16 protein-coding genes are annotated in these 23,738 nt (G+C 72.6%); 9 read left to right on the top strand and 7 right to left on the bottom strand.

The annotated features are described in order from the left end of the window. Positions 1-9 precede the first annotated feature (9 nt). Positions 10-1,410 carry a dihydropyrimidinase gene (hydA, locus tag BJY16_RS40160; protein ID WP_185044754.1) on the bottom strand — a complete coding sequence of 467 codons (1,401 nt, stop codon included), beginning with the start codon at positions 1,408-1,410 and terminating at the stop codon, positions 10-12. After that, positions 1,407-2,249: a nitrilase-related carbon-nitrogen hydrolase gene (locus BJY16_RS40155; RefSeq protein ID WP_185044753.1), complete on the bottom strand. Its 843-nt coding sequence runs from the start codon at positions 2,247-2,249 to the stop codon at positions 1,407-1,409. Before BJY16_RS40155 ends, hydA begins: the two co-directional genes overlap by 4 nt. A gap of 182 nt (positions 2,250-2,431) precedes the next feature. Between BJY16_RS40155 and BJY16_RS40150 the strand changes: the two genes are divergently transcribed. From BJY16_RS40150 to BJY16_RS40125, 6 genes are all read left to right on the top strand, one after another. Then, a complete protein-coding gene (locus tag BJY16_RS40150; protein WP_185044752.1) occupies positions 2,432-3,727 on the top strand; it encodes an aspartate aminotransferase family protein in 1,296 nt (431 codons plus the stop codon). Between the two features lie 217 nt (positions 3,728-3,944). Then, complete coding sequence (locus tag BJY16_RS40145) at positions 3,945-4,850, top strand: sugar phosphate isomerase/epimerase family protein (protein ID WP_185044751.1); 906 nt, start codon at positions 3,945-3,947, stop codon at positions 4,848-4,850. Further along, the gene (locus tag BJY16_RS40140) at positions 4,850-6,919 is read left to right on the top strand and encodes a PQQ-dependent sugar dehydrogenase (protein WP_185044750.1); all 2,070 of its coding nucleotides are present in this window, start codon (positions 4,850-4,852) and stop codon (positions 6,917-6,919) included. Before BJY16_RS40145 ends, BJY16_RS40140 begins: the two co-directional genes overlap by 1 nt. Positions 6,920-6,999: 80 nt before the next feature. Next, positions 7,000-8,427 carry a translocation/assembly module TamB domain-containing protein gene (locus BJY16_RS40135; protein ID WP_185044749.1) on the top strand — a complete coding sequence of 476 codons (1,428 nt, stop codon included), beginning with the start codon at positions 7,000-7,002 and terminating at the stop codon, positions 8,425-8,427. 260 nt (positions 8,428-8,687) lie between these two features. Beyond that, positions 8,688-9,923, top strand: a complete 1,236-nt coding sequence (locus tag BJY16_RS40130; protein ID WP_185044748.1) for an inorganic phosphate transporter — start codon at positions 8,688-8,690, stop codon at positions 9,921-9,923. 11 nt (positions 9,924-9,934) lie between these two features. Further along, on the top strand, positions 9,935-10,246 hold the full coding sequence (locus BJY16_RS40125; RefSeq protein WP_185044747.1) for a hypothetical protein: 312 nt from the start codon (positions 9,935-9,937) through the stop codon (positions 10,244-10,246). A 157-nt stretch (positions 10,247-10,403) separates the two neighbouring features. Here BJY16_RS40125 and BJY16_RS40120 read toward each other — a convergent pair whose 3' ends face one another. Both BJY16_RS40120 and BJY16_RS40115 read right to left on the bottom strand, forming a co-directional pair. After that, positions 10,404-11,570: a glycerophosphodiester phosphodiesterase gene (locus tag BJY16_RS40120; protein WP_239176583.1), complete on the bottom strand. Its 1,167-nt coding sequence runs from the start codon at positions 11,568-11,570 to the stop codon at positions 10,404-10,406. A 173-nt stretch (positions 11,571-11,743) separates the two neighbouring features. Next, positions 11,744-15,136, bottom strand: a complete 3,393-nt coding sequence (locus BJY16_RS40115) for a hypothetical protein (RefSeq protein ID WP_185044746.1) — start codon at positions 15,134-15,136, stop codon at positions 11,744-11,746. A gap of 58 nt (positions 15,137-15,194) precedes the next feature. Here BJY16_RS40115 and BJY16_RS40110 point away from each other — a divergent pair, with 58 nt between their 5' ends. The 3 genes from BJY16_RS40110 to BJY16_RS40100 all read left to right on the top strand — a co-directional run bounded on the left by BJY16_RS40110 (position 15,195) and on the right by BJY16_RS40100 (position 17,728). Continuing rightward, on the top strand, positions 15,195-16,298 hold the full coding sequence (locus tag BJY16_RS40110; RefSeq protein WP_185044745.1) for a sensor histidine kinase: 1,104 nt from the start codon (positions 15,195-15,197) through the stop codon (positions 16,296-16,298). Beyond that, positions 16,295-16,945 carry a response regulator transcription factor gene (locus BJY16_RS40105; protein WP_185044744.1) on the top strand — a complete coding sequence of 217 codons (651 nt, stop codon included), beginning with the start codon at positions 16,295-16,297 and terminating at the stop codon, positions 16,943-16,945. Before BJY16_RS40110 ends, BJY16_RS40105 begins: the two co-directional genes overlap by 4 nt. A gap of 96 nt (positions 16,946-17,041) precedes the next feature. Further along, positions 17,042-17,728 carry a DUF2306 domain-containing protein gene (locus tag BJY16_RS40100; RefSeq protein WP_185044743.1) on the top strand — a complete coding sequence of 229 codons (687 nt, stop codon included), beginning with the start codon at positions 17,042-17,044 and terminating at the stop codon, positions 17,726-17,728. 30 nt (positions 17,729-17,758) lie between these two features. Here the strand turns inward: BJY16_RS40100 and BJY16_RS40095 are convergent, their stop codons facing one another. From BJY16_RS40095 to BJY16_RS40085, 3 genes are all read right to left on the bottom strand, one after another. Continuing rightward, positions 17,759-18,790, bottom strand: coding sequence for a M36 family metallopeptidase (locus tag BJY16_RS40095; protein ID WP_185044742.1), 1,032 nt, complete (start codon positions 18,788-18,790; stop codon positions 17,759-17,761). A gap of 244 nt (positions 18,791-19,034) precedes the next feature. Continuing rightward, positions 19,035-21,974 carry a glycine--tRNA ligase gene (locus BJY16_RS40090; protein WP_185044741.1) on the bottom strand — a complete coding sequence of 980 codons (2,940 nt, stop codon included), beginning with the start codon at positions 21,972-21,974 and terminating at the stop codon, positions 19,035-19,037. 89 nt (positions 21,975-22,063) lie between these two features. Beyond that, complete coding sequence (locus BJY16_RS40085; RefSeq protein WP_239178058.1) at positions 22,064-23,476, bottom strand: sensor domain-containing diguanylate cyclase; 1,413 nt, start codon at positions 23,474-23,476, stop codon at positions 22,064-22,066. Between the last annotated feature and the right edge of the window lie 262 nt (positions 23,477-23,738).

Raw genomic sequence — 23,738 nt, 5'->3', positions numbered from 1 at the left:
CGGCCCCCTTTAGAGCAGGTAGTCGCTGAGGCCGCGCTTGACGTACCGGCCGCGGCCGGCCCGCCCGGTGTACTCGCCGCCGGACGAGATGACCTCGCCGCGGGAGAGGACGGTGTCGACCTTGCCGGCGATCTCCCAGCCCTCCCAGGCGGAGTGGTCCATGTTCATGTGGTGCGTCTCGACGCTGATCCGGGTCCGGCCGGCCGGGTCGTAGAGCACGATGTCCGCGTCCGAGCCGGGCTGGATCACGCCCTTGCGCGGGTAGAGGCCGAACATCCGGGCCGGCGTGGTGGCGATCGTCTCCACCCAGCGGCTCAGCGACAGCTTGCCGTCCACCACGCCCTGGTAGAGCAGGTCGACCCGGTGCTCCACGCTGCCGATCCCGTTCGGGATCTTGGAGAAGTCGCCGAGCCCGAGCTCCTTCTGGTCCTTGAAGCAGAACGGGCAGTGGTCGGTGGAGACCACCGACAGGTCGTTGGTCCGCAGGCCCTGCCATAGGTCGGCGCGGTGGCTCTCGTGCTTGCTGCGCAAAGGTGTCGAGCAGACCCACTTGGCGCCCTCGAAGCCGGGCGCGCCGAGCTGGTCCTCCAGGGTCAGGTAGAGGTATTGCGGGCAGGTCTCGGCGAACACGTTGCGACCCAGGTCGCGGGCGTTGCGAACCTGCTCCAGGGCCTTCGACGCGCTCAGGTGCACGATGTAGAGCGGGCAGTCGGCGGCCACGCTCGCCAGCCAGATCGCCCGGCTGGTGGCCTCCGCCTCCAGCTCCTGCGGCCGGGTCAGGCCGTGGTGGATCGGATCCGTCTCGCCGCGCTCCAGCGCCTGCTTGACCAGCACGTCGATGGCCGGTCCGTTCTCCGCGTGCATCATGATCAGGGCGCCGTTGTCGCGCGCCTTCTGCATCGCCCGCAGGATCTGCCCGTCGTCCGAATAGAACACGCCGGGGTACGCCATGAACAGCTTGAAGCTGCTGATCCCCTCGGCGGTGACCAGGTGGTCCATCGCCTTGAGCGACTCGTCGTCGACGCCGCCGAGGATCATGTGGAACGCGTAGTCGATGTGGCAGTTGCCGTCCGCCTTGCCGTGCCAGGCGGCCAGCCCGTCCTGCACCACCTCGCCGGTGCGCTGCACCGCGAAGTCGACGATCGTGGTGGTGCCGCCGATCGCCGCGGCCCGGGTGCCGGTGTCGAAGGTGTCGCTCGCGTGCGTCCCGCCGAACGGCAGCTCCATGTGCGTGTGCGCGTCGACCGCGCCCGGGATCACGTACTTGCCGGTGGCGTCGATGACCTCGGGGCCCTCGGGCGCGCTGCCCGGGGCGAAGAGCGCCACGATGGCCTCCCCGTCGATCAGCACGTCGGCCGGGTTGGCCCCGGTCGGCCCGACCACGGTCCCGCCCTTGATCAGGATGCTCATGGCCGCACCAGCTCGTCGTAGCTGTCCGGCCGGCGGTCGCGGAAGAACTGCCAGCGGTCCCGGACCGTCTTGAGCAGGCTGAGGTCCAGGTCGCGGACGATCAGCTCGGGGTGGTGGGTGTCGCCCACCTCGCCGACGAACTTCCCCTCCGGGTCGACGAAGTAGGTCTGCCCGTAGAAGTCGTTGTCGCCCAGCTCCTCGACGCCGACCCGGTTGATCGCGCCGATGAAGTACTCGTTGGCCACCGCGCTGGCCGGCTGCTCCAGCTGCCAGAGATAGCTGGACAGGCCGCGGCTGGTCGCCGACGGGTTGAAGACGATCTGCGCGCCGTTCAGGCCGAGCGCCCGCCAGCCCTCCGGGAAGTGCCGGTCGTAGCAGATGTAGACGCCGATCCGGCCGACCGCGGTGTCGAAGACCGGGTAGCCGAGGTTGCCGGGCCGGAAGTAGAACTTCTCCCAGAAGCCCTTGACCTGCGGGATGTGGTTCTTCCGGTACTTGCCGAGGTAGCTGCCGTCGGCGTCCACCACGGCGGCGGTGTTGTAGAGGACGCCCTCCTGCTCCTGCTCGTACATCGGCAGGATCATCACCATGCCCAGCTCGGCGGCGAGGGCCTGGAAGCGCTCGGTGGTCGGGCCCGGGACCGACTCGGCGTACTCGTAGAACTGGGCGTCCTGGACCTGGCAGAAGTACGGCCCGTAGAACAACTCCTGGAAGCAGATCACTTTCGCGCCCTGCGCGGCGGCGTCCCGGGCGTAATCCTCGTGCGCTTTGATCATCGATTCCTTGTCGCCCGTCCAATTCGTCTGGACCAGGGCGGCACGAACGACTCCGTTGGTCATTGCGGCCCCTCCGTCATTGATCTTTTCGGAAGACATGCGCCTGTGATCGTCTGTCTACTCCGGGTAGTAGCCGCAGCGCTAGACCTTGCCTGGCGCCCTCAGATGCCGTAGGACACTAATCACGGCCATTCCGATGATCAATTGCTGACGGGTAACCGATTGTTTCGGGAAGGTAATTTCACATGACGCTTCTCGACCGGCACCGGGCGGTCATGCCCGGGTGGATGCCGCTCTATTACGGCGACGACGCGTTGGAGATCGTCGCCGGCTCCGGTCGCCGGGTCACCGACGCCGCCGGGCGGTCCTATCTGGACTTCTTCGGCGGGGTGCTGACCACCATGGTCGGCTACGACATCGCCGAGATCAGCGACGCGGTGCGCGCCCAGCTGGCCACCGGGGTGGCGCACACCTCGACGCTCTACCTGATCCGGCAGCAGGTCGAGCTGGCCGAGAAGATCGCCCGGTTGTCCGGGATTCCGGACGCCCGGGTGTTCTTCACCAACTCCGGCACCGAGGCCAACGAGTCGGCGCTGCTGTTCGCCACCAACGCGCGGAAGTCGAACCAGATCCTGGCGATCAAGAACAGCTACCACGGCCGGACCTTCGCCACCATGGCGATCACCGGGCACCGCAGCTGGTCGTCCAGCTCGCTCAGCCCGCTCACCGTGCACTGGCTCGCCTCGGCCGACCGGCTCCGTGGGCGGATGGCCGGGATGTCCGACAGTGATCTGATCGACGCGGCCGTCGACGACCTGCGCGAGGTGCTCGCCACGGTCAGCGCCGGCGACGTGGCCGGGCTGATCGCCGAGCCGGTGCAGGGCGTGGGCGGGTTCGTGGCCGGGCCGGACGGGCTGCTCGGGGCGTACCGGAAGGTGCTGGCCGAGCACGGGATCCTGCTGATCGCGGACGAGGTGCAGACCGGCTGGGGGCGCACCGGCGAGCACTTCTGGGGCTACCAGGCGCACGGGGTAACGCCGGATCTGATCACCTTCGCCAAGGGCATCGGGAACGGCTTCGCGCTCGGCGGGGTGGTCGGCCGGGCCGAGATCATGAACGCGGTGCCGGCGATCAGCTTCTCCACCTTCGGCGGCAACCCGGTCAGCGCCGCGGCCGGCAACGCGGTGCTCGACTACGTGCTCTCCCACGACCTGCAGGGCAACGCGCGGCGGGTGGGCGCGATCCTGCTCGGCGGCTTGCGCGAGGGGGCGTCGGAGATCGTCGGCGAGGTCCGCGGCCGCGGCCTGATGATCGGCGTGGAGTTCGTCCGGCCCGGCACCACCGAGCCGGATCCGGCGGCCACGCTGCGAGTCTTCGACCTGTGCCGGGAGCGCGGCCTGCTGGTCGGCAAGGGCGGGCTCTACGGCAACGTGCTGCGGATCGGGCCGCCGCTGACGCTGACCGAGGAGGAGGCCCGGGAGGGACTGGCGATCCTGACCGACGCGATCGCCGCGGCCGACGCGGAGTCCCGGGTGGTCTGACCCGCACGGTTCCGGCTGGTCCTCATGGGTGTCTCACGTCGCGTGAGACACCCATGAGGACCAGCCGCCACCTGGCGCCCGGCGCACTGCCGGGCGCTTTCGTTTTGTCTCCGGCTCGCGAACTTTCGCTTGTTCTGAAGAAACTTGGCTTCACCGCAGACGAAACCTCTCGGTAACGTCCCCTAGGCATGTCGATTTATCGATAGAGGGGGCCGCCATGTCGCCGTCACTCAGCCGCCGCCAAGTCCTCGGTGCCGCCGCCGCGGTGGGCGCCGCCGGCGCCGTCGCCGTTCCGGGCGCCGCCGCCGCGCACGGGGGTGGATCCCGCCACCGGGTGCCCACCGACCAGATCAGCGTGCAGCTCTACACGCTGCGCGACCAGCTCGCCATCGATCTGGAGGCGAGCCTCGCCGAGCTCGCCGAGATCGGCTACACCCGGGTGGAGCACGCCGGGTTCGTCGGGCGCACCGCCGCGCAGTTCCGCGCCGCGCTGGACGCCGCCGGCATCCGCGCCACCTCCGGGCATGTCGGCATCCCGCAGCCGTTCGACGCCGCCACCTGGCAGCGCGCGCTGGACGACGCCGCCGTGGTCGGCAACAAGTTCATCGTCCACCCGTTCTTCGGGCAGGGCCCGGCCGGCCCGATCCGGGACGCCGCCGTCTACCGGGCCTTCGCCCGCGACCTGAACAAAGCCGGTGAGCTGGCCCGCCGGGCCGGGCTCAGCTTCGGCTACCACAACCACCAGGCCGAGTTCCTCCGCCAGGACGGGACCGACCTGACCGGTTTTGACATCCTCACCCGGGAGACCGACCCGCGGCTGGTGCACCTCGAGGTGGACCTGTTCTGGGCGTTCCGCGGGGCGCACGACCCGGTCGACCTGATCGCCGAGCACCGCGGCCGGATCCGCCAGGTGCACGTGAAGGACTTGAACGTGGCGGGCAGCTTCGCCGATCCGGGCGATGGGCTGATCGACTTCGGACGGATCTTCCGGCACGCCCGCGAGGCCGGTCTGGTCGAGTACATCGTGGAGCGGGACGACGCCGGGACGCCACCGCGGACCCCGGCGGACGCCCTGGTCACGGCGCAGCGCGGATACACGTACCTCAAGAATCTGCGCTTCTGATGAGGAAACGACTGGCATTGGTCAGCGCTGTCGGGGTGGCCGTGCTGGCCGCGCCGGCCGTGGCCGTGGCCCATCCGGACCACGAGTTGCCGCCGTCCTCGGACTTCCAGAAGGTCACCCTCGACGACTTCCCGGGCGAGCCGATCGCGCTCGCCGTGCTGCCCGACCGGCGGGTGCTGCACACCGCCCGCTCCGGCGAGGTGCGCATCCACGAGCCGGCCACCGGCCGCAACGTGCTGGCCGCCAAGATCCCGGTCTACCTGCACGACGAGGAGGGCGTGCAGGGGGTCGCGATCGACCCGGACTTCAGCCGCAACAAATGGGTCTACGTCTACTACTCGCCGGTGCTGAACACGCCGGTCGACGACCCGTCGACGCCGACCGTCAACGAGGGCGACGCGCCGTCGGAGGGCACCGCCGCCGACTTCGCCCGGTTCCAGGGCCACATGCAGCTGTCCCGGTTCAAGCTCGCCGGGAACACGCTGCGGCTGGACACCGAGCAGAAGATCCTCCAGGTGGCCACCGACCGCGGGATGTGCTGCCACGTCGGCGGCAAGATCGATTTCGACCGGCACGGCAACCTGTACCTGTCCACCGGTGACGACACCAACCCGTTCTTCTCCAGCGGCTTCGCGCCGCTCGACGAGCGGGCGAACCGGAACCCGGCCTTCGACGCCCAGCGGACCGCGGCGAACACCAACGACCTGCGCGGCAAGCTGCTGCGGATCAAGGTGGGGCCGGGCGGCGGGTACACCATCCCGCGCGGCAACCTGTTCCGGCCGGGCACGCCGAAGACCCGCCCGGAGATCTACGCGATGGGGCTGCGCAACCCGTTCCGGTTCACTCTCGACCCGGAGTCGGACACCGTCTTCCTGGCCGATTACTCGCCGGACGCGCAGGCCGCCGACCCGGCGCGCGGGCCGGCCGGGCAGGGGCGCTGGATGGCGATCGACAAGCCGGCCAACTACGGCTGGCCGTACTGCGTGGCGCCGGACCTGCCCTACGTCGACTACGACTTCGCCACCGGGGTGTCCGGTGCGCCGTTCGACTGCGCCGCTCCGGTGAACGAGTCGCCGCACAACACCGGCCTCCGCAAGCTGCCGCCGGTGGAGAAGGCCGAGATCATTTATTCGTACGGCGCCAGCGCCGCCTGGCCCGAGCTGGGCACGGGCGGCATCGGACCGATGGGCGGGCCGGCGTACTCCTTCGACGGCCGGTCGCGATCCCAGGTCAAGTGGCCGCGGGAGTTCGACGGGCTGCCGCTGTTCGCCGAGTGGACGCGGGACTACGTGAAGGCGTTCCACCTCGACCGGCGCCACCAGGTCACGCGGATCGACCCGGTGCTGCCGGAGATCGTCTTCGACAATCCGATGGACCTGGAGTTCGGCCCGGACGGGGCGCTCTACGTGCTCGAGTACGGCGACGGGTACTTCAGCGAGAACCCGGAGGCGCAGCTGGCCCGGATCGACTATGTGCGGGGCAACCGCACGCCGATCCCGCGCGTCTCGGCCAATCCGGGCAACGGGCAGGCGCCGCTGACCGTGTCGTTCTCCAGCGCGGGGACCGCCGATCCGGACGGGGACGCGCTGACCTACGCCTGGGACTTCGACGCGGACGGGACGGTGGACTCGACCGCGGCGAACGCTACCCACACGTACACGGCGAACGGGAACTACCGCCCGGTTCTCAAGGTCACCGACAGCACCGGCCGATCCGCCTCGGCCGAGGTGATCCTGCCGGTCGGGACGCTCGCGCCGCAGGTCACCTTCGTGGCTCCGGTGACCGGGCAGCCGTTCGAGTTCGGCCAGACGGTGACCTACCAGGTGACCGTCACGGACGACGCGCCGGTGGACTGCGCCCGGGTCACGGTGACCTACATCCTCGGTCATGACCAGCACGGGCACCCGCTCTCCACGTCGTCCGGATGCACCGGGTCGATCACCACGTTCGTCGATGCCGGGCATGCCGGGGCGGACAACCTGACGGCGGTGTTCGTGGCGTCGTACACCGACACCGGCACCCCGCCGCAGACCGGCACCGCGACCGTGGTGCTGACCCCGGCCACCTGATCCGGCCGGCGCCGGGACACCCGCCGGCCGGGCCGCCGAGGCCCGGCCGGCGGATGCCACCGGTCGATATCTTGTCCGGTGTGGACGACGCTGATCTGACCAAGACCGAACGCCTGGTGTGGGACGCGTTCCCGCTCGGTGAGCGGGTCGACCTGCGCGGGCTGCCCGACCGGGAGGTCCGGGCCACGGTGCTCCGCGCCCTGCTGCTCGGCGCCCGGCCGCCGGTGGCCGGTGAGCAGGCGGCGCTCCGGCTGGTCGGCGCGGTGGTCACCGGCCCGCTGTCGCTCTCCTACGCGGAGGTCCCGGCGTCGATCAGCCTCCGGGACAGCGTGCTCCAGGAGCGCCCCGACCTGTACGGCCTCCGGGTGCGGCGGCTCACCCTGGCCGGCAGCGAGATGCCCGGCCTGGTGCTCGGGATGGCCCAGATCGACGGCGGCGTGCGCCTGAACGGGGCGGTGCTGACCGGTGAGCTGTCCCTGGCCGGTGCCCAGATCGGTGGCGCGCTGGTGATGGACGGCGCCCGGCTGACCGGCGCGCCGGTCGCGCTGAACGGCACCGAGCTGCGGGTGGCCGGCAACGTGCTGGCCCGGGCCGGTTTCCAGGCCGGCGGCGAGCTGCGGCTGGACGGGGCCGAGATCAACGGCTCGCTCCGGCTCAACGGCGCGACCCTGCAGAACCCGGGCCGATGGGCGATCTACGGCTCCGGCCTGCGGGTGGGCGCCGTCCTCGACCTCAGCGGCGGCGCCCGGATCGCCGGGTCGATCCGGCTGCGCAACGCGGTGGTCGGCACCGTGGTGTCGCTGAGCCGGGCGACCATGACCGACGCCGGCCCGCGGGCCCTGGACCTGCGCCGGCTGGAGGCCGGCGAGCTGATCCTGCGCCCCGCGGCGCCGCTGCCCGGCCGGGTGGACCTGGGCTATGCCCGGATCGGGCTGCTCCGCGACGACCCGGAGACCTGGCCGGCCGAGCTGGACCTCAACGGTTTCGCCTACGAGGCGATCGACGGCCCGCTGCCGGTCGCCGAGCGCCTCGACTGGCTGGGCCGGGACGTCGGCGGGTTCCGCCCGCTCACCTACCGCCGGCTCGCCGCGCTCTACCGGGCCGCCGACCGGGACGACGAGGCCCGGACGGTGCTGCTGGCCGGGGAGCGGCGCCGCCGGTCCGGACTGCCCCGGGCCGGGGTGATCTGGGGCTGGCTGCAGGACGTGACGGTCGGCTACGGTTATCGGCCGGGCCGGGCGGCAGCCTGGCTGGCCGGTCTGCTGGCGGTCGGCACGCTGGTCTTCGACGCGGTCCCGCCGCGGGCCGCGGAGGCGCCCAAGGCGCCGGAGTTCCACGCTCCGGCGTTCGCCGCCGATCTGCTCCTGCCGGTGATCGATCTCGGTCAGCAGTCGGCTTACCTGCCGGTCGGCTGGACCGCCTGGTTCGCCTACTTCCTGATCATGGCGGGGCTGCTGTTCGCCACCACGGCGGTGGCCGCGGTGGCCCGGCGCCTGCGCCGCGACTAGCCGCCCGAAACCGGCATAACGCCCTGTTCCGGGCGGGTGGCGGCGGTTTACCCGCGCGCAACAGAGTCCGTTATGTGTAGATCGAGGCGGGTCCATTAGTAGGCAAATGTTCACCATTCCTTTGTTGACAGACACCCAGAGTAATATGATCAACACCAAGAGTGAGATTTAGGGAAACAACAGGTTAACGAGAGCGGAATCTTGTACATGTTGTGTTCGCCCCCTGGCAGCAACCCCTGTTGACCATTCACGATCACGGCGTGACTGAAACATCCGTGATCCTCGCGCTGGTGGTCGTGACGGCACTCGCCTTCGACTTCACCAACGGGTTCCACGACACGGCGAACGCGATGGCCACCTCCATCGCGACCAAGGCCCTGCGGCCCAAAACCGCCGTAGCCCTCTCCGGTGTGCTGAATCTGATCGGCGCGTTCCTCTCCGTCGAGGTCGCGCTGACGGTCACGAACGCGGTCGTGAAGATCCAGGACAAGAGCGGGGCGCCGAAGGCCGAGTTGCTCGCCGACGGCGGCAACGGTCTTCTGCTGATCATCCTGGCCGGTCTGGTCGGCGGCATCGTCTGGAATCTGCTGACCTGGCTGGTCGGGCTCCCGTCCAGCTCCTCCCACGCGCTCTTCGGCGGCCTGATCGGCGCCACCGTGGCCGGCCTCGGCTGGGCCGGCGTCAACTGGAACGGCGACGGGTCGAAGCTCGACGGCGTGGTCGGCAAGGTGCTGATGCCCGCGGTGCTCTCCCCGGTCATCGCCGCGCTGATCGCGATCGCCGGCAGCTGGGTGATCTTCAAGATCACCAACGGGATCGCGGCCCGGTTCACCGACAAGGGCTTCAAGTGGGGCCAGATCGGCTCCGCCTCGCTGGTCTCGCTCGCACACGGCACCAACGACGCGCAGAAGACCATGGGTGTGATCACGCTCGCCCTGATCGCCAGCGGCGACTGGAGCGACACCAAGAACATCCCGCTCTGGGTCAAGGTGGCCTGCGCGGTCGCCATCGCCCTCGGCACCTACCTGGGCGGCTGGCGGATCATCCGCACCCTCGGCAAGGGCCTCACCGACATCAGCCCGGCGCAGGGCACCGCCGCGCAGTCCGGCGCGGCCGCCGTCATCCTGGCCTCCAGCCAGCTCGGCTTCGCGCTCTCCACCACGCACGTCGCCACCGGCTCGGTGCTCGGCTCCGGCATCGGCCGGCCCGGCGCCACGGTCCGCTGGGCGGTCGCCGGCCGGATGGTCGCGGCCTGGCTGATCACCCTGCCGGCGGCCGGCCTGATCGGCGCCGCGATGTGGTGGATCGGGCACACCATCGGCGGCATGGCCGGCGCGATCGTGGTCGCGCTGCTGCTGGTCGCCGCCTCGGTCGCGATGTGGCTGCGGTCCCGCAGCCAGCACGTCGACCACGAGAACGTCAACGACGACTGGGAGGCCGCCCCGGCGGCGGACCCGGCGGCCACCCCGGCCGTGCCCATGGTCGCGGCGAACTGAGCGGAGCGGACATGACGAACAACCTCGGATTCGCGCTCACCGGCGCGTGGCAGGTGCTGGTCGCCGGCCTGCTGCTCGGCGCCGGGCTCCCGGTGCTCTTCGCGCTCGGCATCCGCTCCCTCGCCTGGGGTGCGGGGGAGGCCTCGGTCGACGCCACCGGGGTCACCCCGGGCCGCCGTCGGCCGGTCGGCACCGCCCTCGGATACCTGCTGTTCGCCGTGGTGGTGGCCGGCGTGCTGCTCGGGCTGACCTTCATCGTGGCCACCGGCTTCGGGAACAAGCTCAGCTTCGAGCACATCTACCCGACGATCGTCCCGAAGTAGGGCTCCGCGTTCGACGTGACCGAGCGGCCCGGCGGTTCACCGCCGGGCCGTTCGCTGCGCCGGGTTCGCTGCGCCGGGTTCGCTGCGCCGGGTTCGCTGCGCCGGGTTCGCTGCGCCGGTCCGGTGCGCCGGATCCGCTGCGCGGTCCGGTCGCCGGTCAGGCCAGGCTGCGGGCCAGCACGCCGATGTCCGCCTGGTCGGTGAAGAGACCGTCGATCCCGGTACGCAAGAAGGTGATCTGCTCGTCGATCGCCTTGCCGTACCCGGCCGGGTCGGTGCCCACCTTGAGCTCGGTGGGCAGGAAGCTGTTCTCCGCGCGGAACGTGTACGGGATCACCTTGAGGCCGGCCCGGTGCGCGTCGGTCACCAGCGCGGTCGGCGTGCCCAGGGTGCCGTCGGCGTTGCGCGGGATGATCTGGCTCTTGTCCGGGCCGAGCCCGTCGACGAACTCGGACAGCTCCTTGAGGCCGGTCGGCGACAGGTAGTCGGCGTAGCTGCGCGGGTCACCGAACGGGGTCCCGGACGCGCTGCTCAGGAAGACCAGCGGCACCTCCACCCGGTGCCGGTCGGCCAGCGTGCGCAGGTTCGCCGCCTCGAACGACTGGATGAACACCTTCGCACCGCGGCGGTCCAGGCCGTTGCGGCGCAGGATCCGGACCAGCGGAGTCTCCAGCTCCAGGCCGATGCTCCGGAAGAAGGTCGGGTGCTTGGTCTCCGGGAAGACGCCGATGTCCCGGCCCAGCTCCCGATTCAGGCGCTTGCGCAGGTCGAGCAGCTCCTGGAAGGTCGGCACCTCGAACCGGCCGTCGAACAGCGTGTTGTGCTGACGGGTGCCCGGGATCCGCTCCACGGCGCGCAGCGTCTTCAGCTCGGCCAGCGTGAAGTCCTGGGTCCACCAGCCGGTGACGCTGACCCCGTCCAGCACGACGGTCCGCTTGCGGCCGGCGAACTCCGGGCGCGAGGCGACGTCGGTGGTGCCGCCGATCTCCGGCTCGTGGCGGCAGACCAGCACGCCGTCCTTGGTGCTGACCAGGTCCGGCTCCATGTAGTCGGCGCCCATCCGGGCGGCCAGCTCGTAGGAGGCCAGGGTGTGCTCCGGCCGGTAACCGGAGGCGCCCCGGTGCCCGACGACGAGCGTGGTCTTCGGCTTGCCGGCGCCGGGGTGGCGCGCTGCGTCCTGAGCCTGGGTCTGGGTGTGGGCCTGGCTCGCGGCGTCCTGGGCCTGGGCCCGGCCGGCGAACGCCGGGGTTGCGACGGCCCCGCCCAGCGCCGGGGCGGCGGCGGCCACCGCGCCGAAGCGCAGCACCTGACGGCGATCTGCCACGTTGTCCTCCACGGGATCCGGAGTCCGGCCGCGCTGGCCGGACGCACCGACAGGCAGTCCAGGTGACGGATTCGTCCCCCAGGCGACGATCTCGTGGCGTGTCCGCTAACGCCCGGCCAATGCTGTCTTCCCGTCCCCGCTAACGCCCGGCCGATGCTGTCTTCCCGTCCCCGCTAACGCCCGGCCGATGCTGTCTTCCCGTCCCCGCCCACCACCTCCAGGAGGCGGCGAGCCTCCCGGACCAGGCGGGGCCCGCTCCTCCGCGCGGCGACGCCGGCCAGCTGCGGCACCTCAGCGCGGACGGCCAGCGCATCGGCGACGTGCGTGGCCAGCTCCAGCAGATCCGGGAGGTGGCGCGGCGACGGGGTGGCGGACAGCAGCGGCGGCAGGGCAGCGGCCAGCACCGTCCAGGCGGCGCGCGAGGCGCCGGCCCGATGGACGTCGGCCAGCGCGTCCGCGACCCGCCCGATTTTGATCGTGCCGTCGGCGCCCAGATCACCCAGCTCAAGGCCCACCGCATGGGCGAAGGAGCCCGGCTGCGGCGGTCGGCCCGTCGGTCCGCTTGCCGGCTTGCCTGCCGGTTCTCTTGCCGGCTCCTCTGCCGGTCCGCTTGTCGGCCCTTCTGCCGGTCCGCTTGCCGGCTTGCCTGCCGGTTCTCTTGCCGGCTCCTCTGCCGGTCCGCTTGTCGGCCCTTCTGCCGGTCCGCTTGCCGGCTCCTCTGCCGGTCCGCTTGCCGGCTCTTCTGCCAGCCCGCCGTTGTCCGGCGTGGTGTCGGCGGTCGCCAAGCTAGCTGGCGGCGCCGTCGGTGTCGCCGGGCCGGCTGGTGTCGCCGTCGGTGTCGCCGGGCTGGCTGGTGTCGCCGTCGGTGTCGCCGGGCTGGCTGGTGTCGCCGTCGGTGTCGCCGGGCTGGCTGGTGTCGCGTCGGCCAGCATCAGGAACGCGTCGACCGCCGCGACCCGGGTCGCGTGGTCGCCGGCGGCCAGACCGTAGGCGACGGCGAGGGTCATGGCCGGGCCGAGCGGTCCGGAGCACTCGGCGAGCAGCGGCAGGATCGAGCCGGTGAGGCCGGGCAGCGCCCAGGCGGCGACCACCTCGCGGTGCTGCGGGAGCACGGCGGTGAGCAGGTCCGGGCGGTAATCGTGCTGAATTTCGAAACGGGGAAGGGACCGCCGGGTGAGGGTGACCAGCGCGCCCTCCACGACCAGGCCGGCGTCGTCGGCGCGAGCCGGGTCGAGGGTGGCGACCACGTGCCGGCTGACCGGCCGGCCGTCGCGGTCGCGGCTGCACTGCTCGAAGCGGGTGCTCACCGGGTCGGGCAGACCGCCGGCCCGCAGCCAGGCCCCGAGTTGCCGCCCGCGCGGTGTGCGGAACTCCGGAACCACCACGGTCCGGTCGCGGGCGTCGACGCGGAGCAGGGCCTGCTCGAAGTCGAGCGGCCAGGGCTGCCAGCCCTCGGCCTCGGCCCGGATCATCCGGTCGATCAGGGTGCCCGGGTCGATGCTGCCGTCGACCCGGGTCGGGGTGGCCAGCAGCAGCGGCATCGGACCGGCCGCCAGCCGGGCCGCGACCTCGGCGACCCGCAGGGTCAGCACCTCACCGGGAAAGGCGACCCGAGCCGGATCCATGCCGTCGTGGATGGCCCGCTGCACGGCCGGGTCCGCAGCGTCGCCGACGGCCGCCCGGATCGCCGCGCCGAGCAGAGCCGGGCGCCCCCACCGGCGACCGGCCAGCTCACCGGCGTGCCGGCGCAGGACCGGCGGCAGCGCCTCGCCGAGAGCGGCTCCCGAGGCGTGCAGTGCGACGAGCCCGGCGAGCACCCGCTCCCAGCCGATCGACGTCTCGGCGTGGAACAGCGCCGCGGCCTCCTCGGCCAGCTCGGCGGCGCTGCCGATCAGCGGCGGCATCGGCGCTGCCCGCTGGACCGCGCCACCCGCAAACGCGCCCGGCCCCGCGCCACCCGCAAACGCGCCTGGCGCCGCGCCATCCGCAGACGCGCCCGGCCCCGCGACGCTCGCTCGTCTGGCGCCCGGCTCGTCAAGCACCTGATCAGCGGAACTCGGGGCGGTGAAGAGCGCCCCCGCCCCGGTAGGCGGCTCGCCGGCGGGGTCCTGGGTGGCCGAGAGCAACCGTGGTTGAGTGTCCGGCTCGCCGGCGGGGTCCTGGGTGGCCGAGAGCAACCGTGGTTGAGTGTCCGGCTCGCCGGCGGGGTCCCCGGTGGCCGAGAGCAACAGCGGTTGAGTGTCCGGCTCGCAGGCGGGGACCTCGGTGGCCGCGAGCAACCGCGGTTGAGTGTCCGGCTCGCCAGCGGGCACCGCGGCGGCGGAGAGCGCCCGCGCCCGCGTGCCCGGCTCGCCGCCGGCGGCGAAGAGCGCTTTCGCCCGCCTGCCCGGCTCGCCGACGAGGACCTCGGCGGCGGTGGCGAGCCGCGCCCGGTCCGCCGGGGCCACCTCCGGGCAGAGCCGGCCGATCGAGGTCACCGCCAGCTCCTGCAGGTCGAGCCGGTGATGGCGGAACGCCTCGGCCATCACCAGCAGCACCTCACCGCGTGTGCCGGACCCCGGCGGCAGGCGCTCCGCCACCCGGGTCAGGGCCGCCAGCTCGGCGCGGACCAGCGCTCTCTCCGGCCGGGCCAGCACCGCCGGACTCCACTCGAGCGGGATGTCCGGCTCCAGCCGCCGGGCGTCGGCGAGGATCCGCAGCGCCCGCTGGCCCAGCGCGGCCACCGCGGCCGGCGCCTCGGCGGCCAGCCGTGCGTAGTCCGCCGCCCGGCCGGCCATCTCGCCGGCCGTCGGCGCCAGCTCGTCGTGCAGCATCGCGAACGGGCGCAGCTGAGCCGCCCGGCCCCCACGGACCAGCCGGTCGACCGTGGCGGCCAGGATCGGCTGCCGGTCCAGCCGGCCCTCGGCGATCAGCAGCGCGACGGCTCCGGGGAACGCCGGGGTGCTGATCCACCGGGTGCCGTCGAACCACGGCGGGGACAGCTCGTCGGCCACCGCGTCGAGGGCGAAGACCGCGGGCAGCAGCAGGTCGAGCCAACGGCTCCGCCGGAAGCAGTCGGCGAGCGGCGTCGGCCGCCCGGCCCACCGGCCGTCGTGCACGGTCCGCAGCCAGCCGCGCACGAAACCCTCGGTGACCGGTGGGACCGCGCCGCTCTCGGCCAGCAGCGCGTCCACGAACGCCCAGTGCTCCGCCCAGGGATCGCGCCGCGGGAGCCGCCCGGCCAGCCGGACCCCGAGGTCGCCGAGCCAGGTCAGGCCGCGGGCCCGGGCGATTGCCAGGAACCGGGCTGCCGGGATGTCCTCCCACTGGCGCATCTCGCCGCGCCCGAGCAGGGCGGCGACCCGGGCCGCGGTGGGCAGGCAGCCGATCGCGACCAGGGCCAGCCCGCCGGCCGGATGCTTGTCCCGCCACCAGTCGTCCTCGCGCATCGCCCGGACCCGCGACTCCAGCTCGGGGCCGAACGCCAGCCGCTCCGCCTCGGACGCGCGCAGCACCACACCGGCCAGCGTGCCGGTGTCCCGCGCGTGCGCCAGCCGGTCGACGACCGCCCACGTCAGCTTTGCCATGGGGGCCAACGTAGACCGAGGGTCCGACAGAAAGCGGCGCCGACCGTACGATCGGGGCGTGCCCGGCCTTCTTCGCTCGCTGCTGGCCGAACCGCGTCCGCCCGGCTGCCCTCCGCTGGGCCGGCGGGACGGCGTGCTGGTCGTCGTCTGTGCGGCCGCGGCCGTACTGGAAAGCGTCTTTCGCCCTGATATGCCGCACCGGCTGGTCGCGGTGCTGCTCGCGGTCGGGCTCACCCCGGTGCTGCTGATCCGGCGCAGCCGGCCGCTGCTCGCGGTGACCGTCGTGTTCGGCGTCACACTGGTCGCGCCGATCCTCACCGGCGGCGACCCACCGGAGCAGTACGCGCTGGTCTACCTGCTGCTGGTGCTCTACGCGCTGTTCCGCTGGGGGTCCGGGCGGGAGGCCGCGCTGGGACTCGCGGTGATCGTCGTCAAGCAGCTGGTGTCGTTCGGGTTCGGGCAGGTCGACGCCGGTGACACGCTGGGCGGGACGGCGCTGGCCGTGGCGGTGCTCGCGCTGGGCGCCGCCGCGCGGTACCGAGCCGGGGCGCGGGCCCGGGAGCTGGACCAGGTGCGGCTGCGCGAGCGGGAGCGGCTGGCCCGGGACCTGCACGACACGGTGGCGCACCACGTCTCCGCGATGGCGATCCGCGCCCAGGCCGGGCTGGCCACCGCCGGCACCCGGCCGGAGGCGGCCACCGACGCGCTGCGGCTGATCGAGAGCGAGGCCAAGGAGGCGCTGGCCGAGCTGCGGACCGTGGTCCACGCGCTGCGGGCGGACGAGCCGGACGTACCGCGGCTGGCCGATCTGTCCGCTCTGGCCGAGGGCGCCGGGCCGCGGGTGGAGATCGAGGTCGGCGCTGGGCTCGGGGCGGTCGCGCCGGCGGTCGGCGCGGCGCTCTACCGGATCGCCCAGGAGGCGATCACCAACGCCCGGCGGCACGCGCGGGGCGCGACCCGGATCACGGTCCGGGTCGCGGCGGACGGGGCGCAGGTGCGGTTGCGGGTCGAGGATGACGGCGCGGCGCACGGTCCGCTCCAGACCTTTCTGGGGTACGGCGTGAGCGGCATGCGGGAGCGCGCCGAGCTGCTCGGCGGCACCTGCACGGCGGGTCCCGGGCCGGAGCGCGGCTGGCACGTCGAGGCGGTGCTGCCGGCGTGACCGTGCGGGTGCTGGTCGCCGACGACCAGGAGATCGTCCGGACCGGACTGACCATGATCCTGAACGCCCAGCCGGGCATCCAGGTGATCGCCGAGGCGGCCAACGGTCACCAGGCGGTGGAGCTGGCCCGGCGGCTGCGCCCGGACGTCTGCCTGCTCGACATCCGGATGCCGGGGGTGGACGGCATCGCGGCCACCCGGGAGCTGGCCGGTCCCGGCGTCGCCGATCCACTGCCGGTCGTCGTGATCACCACGTTCGACCTGGACGAGCACGTCTACGGGGCGTTGCGGGCCGGCGCCCGCGGCTTCCTGCTCAAGGAGGCCGGGGCGGAGATGCTGGCCCAGGCGGTCCGGGCGGCCGCCGCCGGGGACGCGCTGATCGCGCCCGCGGTCACCGCGCGGCTGCTGCACGCCTTCGCCCGGGGCGGCGCCGGCGGCGAGCTGCGGCAGCCGGCGGACCCGCTCACCGAGCGCGAGGAGGAGGTGCTGGCCGCGGTCGCCGCCGGCCGGACGAACGGTGAGATCGCCGCCGCGCTCCACATCAGCCTGAGCACGGTGAAGACCCACGTGGCCAGCCTGATGACCAAGCTGGGGGCGCGGAACCGGGTGGAGATCGCGATGTGGGCATACGAGACCGGGCGCCGGTAACGGCCGAAAGTACGGTTTCCGGATCGGTCCGGAGAACGGCTACCGGCGGCCTCGGGACGGGCGATCCGGGAGGGTCCCGGCCGCGACGATCGAGGCATGACGACGAACGTGGCACGCGGCCCGGCACGCGACATCGCGCGGAGGCGACGACGGGGTGGGTGGCGGATCCCGGCGGCGCTGATCGCGCTCGGCCTGGTGCCCTCGATCGCCGGCGCCGCCCGGCTCGGCCAGCTGGCCACCGGCGCGCCGGTCACCGCGGAGAACGCGCGCTTCTTCGACATGCCGGTGCCGGTGGTGGCGCACATCGTCGCCGCCGTCCTCTACAGCCTGGCCGGCGCGTTCCAGTTCGCGCCGGCGTTCCGGCGGCGGCACCTTCGCTGGCACCGCTGGGCCGGCCGGGTCCTGGCCGCGGCCGGCCTGGTCGTCGCGGTCAGCGGCATGTGGATGGCGGTGGGCTACGACGTCCCGCCGGTCGACGGCCTGGTCGTCGAGGCGGCCCGGCTGATCGTCGGCGCCGCGATGCTGACCGCCCTGGTCCTGGCCGTGGTCACCGTCCGCCGCCGGGACATCGCGGCGCACCGGGCCTGGATGATCCGCGCCTACGCCCTCGCCCTGGGCGCCGGCACGCAGGTCCTCACCCACCTGCCGTTCGCCCTCGCCGGCGTGACCCCCGGCATGACCGGCCGCGCGATCGCCATGGTCGCCGGCTGGGCGATCAACATCGCCGTCGCCGAGTGGATCATCCGGGGCCGCCCGCGCCCGCGCGCCCTCCGCCCGGCCTGACCAGCGGCCGGTCGGCAGCTTCGGTGGCCGTCAGAGGATGCCGCGGCGGGTGAAGGCGGCGCGGGTCGTCGCCGCCACGGCCGGGCCGTGGAGCCGGTCGGCCGCGGCCACGGTGGCCAGCGCGGCGTCGTGGAACGAGGTGTCCGGGGCGAAGCCGAACTGGGCGTCGACGATCAGCGTGGTGGCCGTCCGGTCGCCCAGAGCGGTGCGGATGTCCCACAGCGCGGCCGACCAGATCTCGCCGTCCGCGTGCACCTCACCGGCGACGTCGGCGGGGTAGACCTTGGCGCCGTCCAGCCGGCGCAGGCAGTGCGGCGCCGTGCCGGTGTAGGCGACCGCGTCCCAGTCGGCGACGCACGCCTCCGGTGTCCGGGTGGGTCGGCCGGTGGCCCAACTCGTCACGGCGACGGCCAGGTAGTCGGAGAAGCCCTCGCCGATCGAGCCGGACTCCAGGGTGGTGCCGAAGCCGGGCACCTGGCCGTCCTGGACCGAGTGACCGTACTCGTGGACGATCACCTCGGCGTCCTCGGCGTCGTCCACGCCGCCCTTGCCGAGGGTGATGTTCGCCTTGTCGTCGCGGAAGAACGAGTTGTCCCCGCCGTACTGATCGATGCGCAGCTCGATCTGCCGCTGGTTGACCGGCCGCAGCGTGCTGCCGAAGCCCAGCGACTGCAGGTACGCCTGGGCGGTGTCCACCCAGTAGTAGCCCATCACCTGCTCGAACTGGTCCACGTCCCGGTGCCAGTCCGGGAAGGCGCCGTTCACCGCGCGGGCCGGCTTGCCGGTCTTGCTCTTCACGGCGACGTAGGTTCCGGTCAGCGTGCCGGAACCGTCCAGGTGAGCGAGGGTCACCCGCCGGTACGCCGGGGCCAGCGCCGGGTAGTCGGCGTCCTTCCGGTCGGTCAGGGACTGGTCGCCGAGCTGCTGCACGGGGTTGGGGAAGAACACGGTCGCGCCCGCGGTGTCCGGTGCGGCTGCCGTGGCCGGCGCGGCGAGAACGGCGGCCACCAATGCCGTAGCGGTGGTCGATCCAAGAATTGCCCTGATGATTGTTGTGCTCATTGAAGGGTCCTCCCGGGAATGCGGTCCGGTCAGGCTAGACCCTTTTCGGCAAACCGGGAAGAGTGCTCTGACCTGGCAGAACAACCCTTACGTTCACCATCACATCATCTTCTGTAAAGTCGCAGTTAACCTGAAATTCACCTCGCGAACGCCGTCCTTGACAATGCGCCGGTCCGGAAAAAGGGTGGAGAAAGCCGGCCGCCGCTCATCGGACGAGAGCGGCGGCCGGTCGGGGAAAAGCGGGTCAGAGGCGCAGCTGCGGCCAGTCCAGCAGGCCGTCGCCGAGGTCGCGGACCCTGGCCAGCAGGCCCAGCCGGGCGGCCCGGATGTCCGGGTCCTCGGCCATCACCAGCACGTCGTCGAAGAACGTGCTGACCGGGCCGACCAGCCCGGTGGTGGCGGCCACGAAGCGCGGCAGGTCCGGGGCGGGCGGGAGGGAGACGGCGCTGACCGCCTCGTGCAGGGCGAGCTCGGCGGGCTCCTTGAGGACGCTGACGTCGTACGCCGAAGGGGTGCCCTCCGGAACGATCCGCCGCGCCCGCAGGATCGCGGCCGCGACCGAGGCGAACGTCGCGTCCCCGGCCGCGGCGGCGAGCTGCGCCAGCAGCGAGTCGGCGACCGACGGCCGGGCGAAGTGCGGCAGCACCGCCCGCACCCGGTCGATCGGCTGCCCTTCCTCGGTCAGTGCCTGCTCCAGCCGCTTCGCCAGGAAGTCGGCCACCGCCGCGCGCACCTCCGATGCGACCGGCACCGGCTGCGCGGCCGCGGCCAGCTCCAGCGCCTCGGTCAGCGACAGCGCGGCGAACTCCGGGGTGGACCGGTGCACGGCGAGCAGGCCGAGCACCGCGCGGCGCACCGCGAACGGGTCGCTGGAGCCGGTCGGCAGACCCACCGTCGCGGCCAGCCCGGCCACCAGGTCGAGCCGGTCGGCGAGGGACAGCAGCGCGCCCGGGATGGTCCGGGGCAGCGCGTCGCCGGTGTTGCGCGGCAGCTCCGCCTCGAAGACCGCCTCGGCGACCGCCCGGGACTCGCCGGCGTGCAGCGCGTAGTCCTTCGCCATCACCCCGGCCAGGCTGGTCATCTCGGTGACCAGCTGCGAGCCCAGGTCGAACTTGACCAGCTCGGCGGCCCGGTCCAGGGCCGCCGACCCGAGGCCGAGCCGGTCGCCCAGCTGCCGGGCCAGCGCGCCGATCCGGCCCGCCCGGTCGGCCATCGAGCCCAGCTTGTCGGTGAAGGTGAGCCGGCCCAGCTTCGCCTTCATGTCGGCGAGCGGGGTGTCCAGGTCGGCGCGGTAGAAGAACCGGGCGTCCTCGTAGCGGGCGCGCAGCACCGCCTCGTTGCCGGTGCGGACCAGGTCCACGTCGACCGGCCCGTTCGCCACCGTGACGAACATCGGCAGCAGCTTGCCGTCCTCGTCGCGGACCGGCAGGTAGCGCTGGTGCTTGCGCATCACCGTGGTGAGCACCGCGTCCGGCAGCGTCAGGTAACCCTCGTCGAACGTGCCGAGCAGCGGCAGCGGCTGCTCCACCAGGTCGGTGATCTGGTCGATCAGCGCGGCCTCGCCCCGCACGTCGATCCGGCCGTCCGGGTAGACCAGGTCCTGCGCGCCGACCACGATCAGCTCGCGCCGGTCCTCGTGGTCGGCGACGATGCCGTTGACCCCGAGCGTCTCCAGGAACGTCTCGGCCGAGGCGATCCCGGCGACCGGCGGGACCGCGGTGCGCAGCAGCCGGGTCTCCCGGCCGGCCGCCAGGGTGGAGACCGCCACCGGCACCACGTCGTCGCCCCAGAGCGCGGTCAGCCAGCGCAGCGGACGGCTGAAGGCCAGCTTCGGGTCGTTCCACCGCATGTTCTTGGCGGCCCGCAGGCCGCTGACCACCTTCGCCAGGACGTCGGCGAGGACCTGCGGTGCCGCGCGTCCCGGTTCGTTGCGCCGCAGGACCAGGTGGGGTACGCCGTTGAACTCCTCGACCTGCAGCTCGTCCCGGGTGACCCCGTGCCCGCGGGCGAAGCCCTCGACCGCCTTCTCCGGCGCCTGCGTCTTCGGGCCCCGCACGGTCCGCACGTGATCCTCTTCGCGGGCGGCCACCGCCTGCACCACCGCGATCAGCCGCCGCGGCGTGCCGAACACCCGGATCTCGCCGTGCTCCAGCCGGGTGCCGGCCAGCCCCTCGGTGACCAGGCGCAGCAGCTGCTCCCGGGCATTGCGCAGCTCGGCCGGCGGCAGCTCCTCGGCGCCGATCTCGAAGACCAGCGTGCGCGGCCGGTCGCCGGTCTGCGCGGTGGCCGGGGTACGGGCCGGCTCCAGCGCGCTGACCAGGCCGAGCGGGTGCTCCAGCTCGCCGCGCCGGGCCACCCAGAGCTTGGCGACCTCACCGGCGAGCCGGCGCATCCGGGCGAACTCGGCGGCCCGCTCGGCGGTGGAGACCGCGCCGCGCGAGTCCAGCACGTTGAACGCCTGCGAGCACTTGAGCACGTAGCTGTGCGCGGGCACCGGCAGCCCGGCGTCGATCATCCGCTGCGCCTCGCCGGCGTACAGCTCCAGCAGCCGCCGGTTCGCCTCGATGTCGGCGTCGTCCAGGTAGTAGCGGGACATCTCGTACTCGGCCTGGCCGAAGACCTCGCCGTAGCTGACGCCCGGCGCGTACTCGATCTCCTTGAAGTGCTGCTTGTCCTGCAGCGCCATGATGATCCGCTCGATGCCGTAGGTGATCTCCACCGACACCGGGTCCAGGTTCAGCCCGCCGGCCTGCTGGAAGTAGGTGAACTGGGTGATCTCCAGCCCGTCCAGCCAGACCTCCCAGCCCAGCCCCCAGGCGCCGAGCGCGGGGGAGGCCCAGTTGTCCTCGACGAACCGCACGTCGTGCGCCGCCACGTCGATCCCGAGCGCGGCCAGGCTGCCCAGGTAGAGCTCCTGCGGGTTGCCCGGGTCCGGCTTCAGGATCACCTGCAGCTGGGTGTGCGTCTGCAGCCGGTTCGGGTTCTCGCCGTACCGTGAGTCGTCCGGCCGCACCGACGGCTCGACGTAGACCACCCGCCACGGCTCGGGACCGAGCACCCGCAGGAACGTGGCCGGGTTCAAGGTGCCGGCTCCGACCTCGGTGTTCATCGGCTGGACGATCAGGCATCCCTGCTCCGTCCAGTACGCCGTCAGGCGGGCCAGAGCTTCCTGCATGGTGAGCATGCGCCGAAGTCTAGGACCCGCCCTTCCACAGACGGTAAACACGCACATCCGGCGAGTCCCCGGACACGTCCGGCGGCGCGGACGAGGTCTCAGGGAGTCAGGTGGACGCCGCCGCCGCTGCGTTTGGCCTCGTACATCGAGGCGTCGGCGTCCTTCATCAGGGCGGCGAACTCGGTGGCGTGGCGGGGGAACAGGGCGACGCCGACGCTGGCGCCGATCTGGACCGGGCGGCCGTCGATCTCGAACGGCTCGCGCAGGCGGGCGCAGATCCGCTCGCCGACCTCGACCGCGGCCTCGTCGCTCGGGTCGCCGGTGACCAGCACCGAGAACTCGTCGCCGCCGAGCCGGGCGACCAGGTCCGGTTTGCGGATCAGGCCGTCCAGGCGCTTGCCGACCAGCTGCAGCAGGATGTCCCCGGCGTGGTGGCCGATGGTGTCGTTGACCTGCTTGAAGCCGTTCAGGTCGAGGAGCAGCAGGGCCAGCCGGGTGCCGGTGGCCATCGCGACCTCGACCGCCTGCTCGCCGCGGTCCAGCAGGTGCTTGCGGTTGGGCAGGCCGGTCAGCGAGTCGTGGAAGGCCTGCCGGGTGAGTTCCTCGACGTGCATCTGGTTGGCCTGCCGCATCCGGGCGCTGTCCATGATCAGCGCGCCTTCGGCGGCGAGCTGCTGGGCCAGGATCCGGTCCCGGGCGCTCCAGTCCCGGGTGCCCGACGAGTCGCCGCAGAGCACCATGCCGACCGGGCCGAACCCGGACATCAGCGGCATCGCGATGAACGAGCCCAGGCCGAGCGTCTGCGCCATCCCACCGGGCCGGGTCTTGGTGGTGGCCGCGTTGTTGACCAGCACCGGCTCGCCGGACTCGACCGTGCTGCGCCAGACCGGCGACTCGATCGCCGACTTGCCGACCAGGTGGCCCTCCAGCTGCTGCCGGATCTCGTCCGGGCAGCCGACGCTGTAGACGTACCGGATCCGCCCGTCGTTGTCGATCAGGTGCAGCCCGGCGTGCTCGGTGCGGAACGCGGTGGCGCACGAGTGGGTGAGCAGCTCGGCCGCCTCCTCCACGCTGCCGGCCGTCATCCCCTTCTCGAACAGCTCCTGGATGGTGGCGCTGGTGTGCGCCACGAACTGCCGGGCCTTCTCCGCGAAGAGGCCCTGCAGGGTGGTGGCGAAGTGCAGCGCGACCGTCGAGATGGTCTCCGGGCGCAGCTCGGCCAGCCGGTCGCCGGTGAGCAGCAGCACGCCGACGGTCTGCCCGCCGATCCGCAGCCGGATCGCCATCTGCTGGCCGCTGACCACCGGCGGACCGCCGGCCGCGGCCCGGAAGACCTTGCCGGCGACCATCTGGTCCCGCCGGCCCGGCTCGCCGAACTGCGCGGTGCCGGCCATCATGCCGGACTCCGAGTCCAGCTCGAAGACGGTTGCCGCAGTCAACCCGGCGATCTCCGTGAGGTGCGGAGTCATCAGGTCCAGCACGTGCTGGACGGACGGGGTGTCCTTGGTCATGAAGCTGATCAGTTCCGCCAACAACAGCGCCTGCCGATCCGGCGGTGCGGCCGTGGCGCCGGGAGTCTCCAGGAGAGGACCGGCTGTTTGCAATCCGCTGCCCACGCTCATGGTCTTAGTGGTCGGCACCGGCCGGGCGGGGATGAGCGGCACGGGCGCGCCGCCAGGTCGCAGTTCAGTTGCGGTTCGTTGCCCACCCGGACGGCTGAACGGCGGGTATGCCCTGGTACTCGCCCCGGTGGGCGGTTAGCGTCGGGGCAAC

Origin of the sequence: Actinoplanes octamycinicus, assembly GCF_014205225.1 — a bacterium.
Taxonomy (GTDB): domain Bacteria; phylum Actinomycetota; class Actinomycetes; order Mycobacteriales; family Micromonosporaceae; genus Actinoplanes; species Actinoplanes octamycinicus.
The sequence above is the reverse complement of the archived record's forward strand: the minus strand, read 5'-3'. Positions and strand labels throughout refer to the sequence as shown.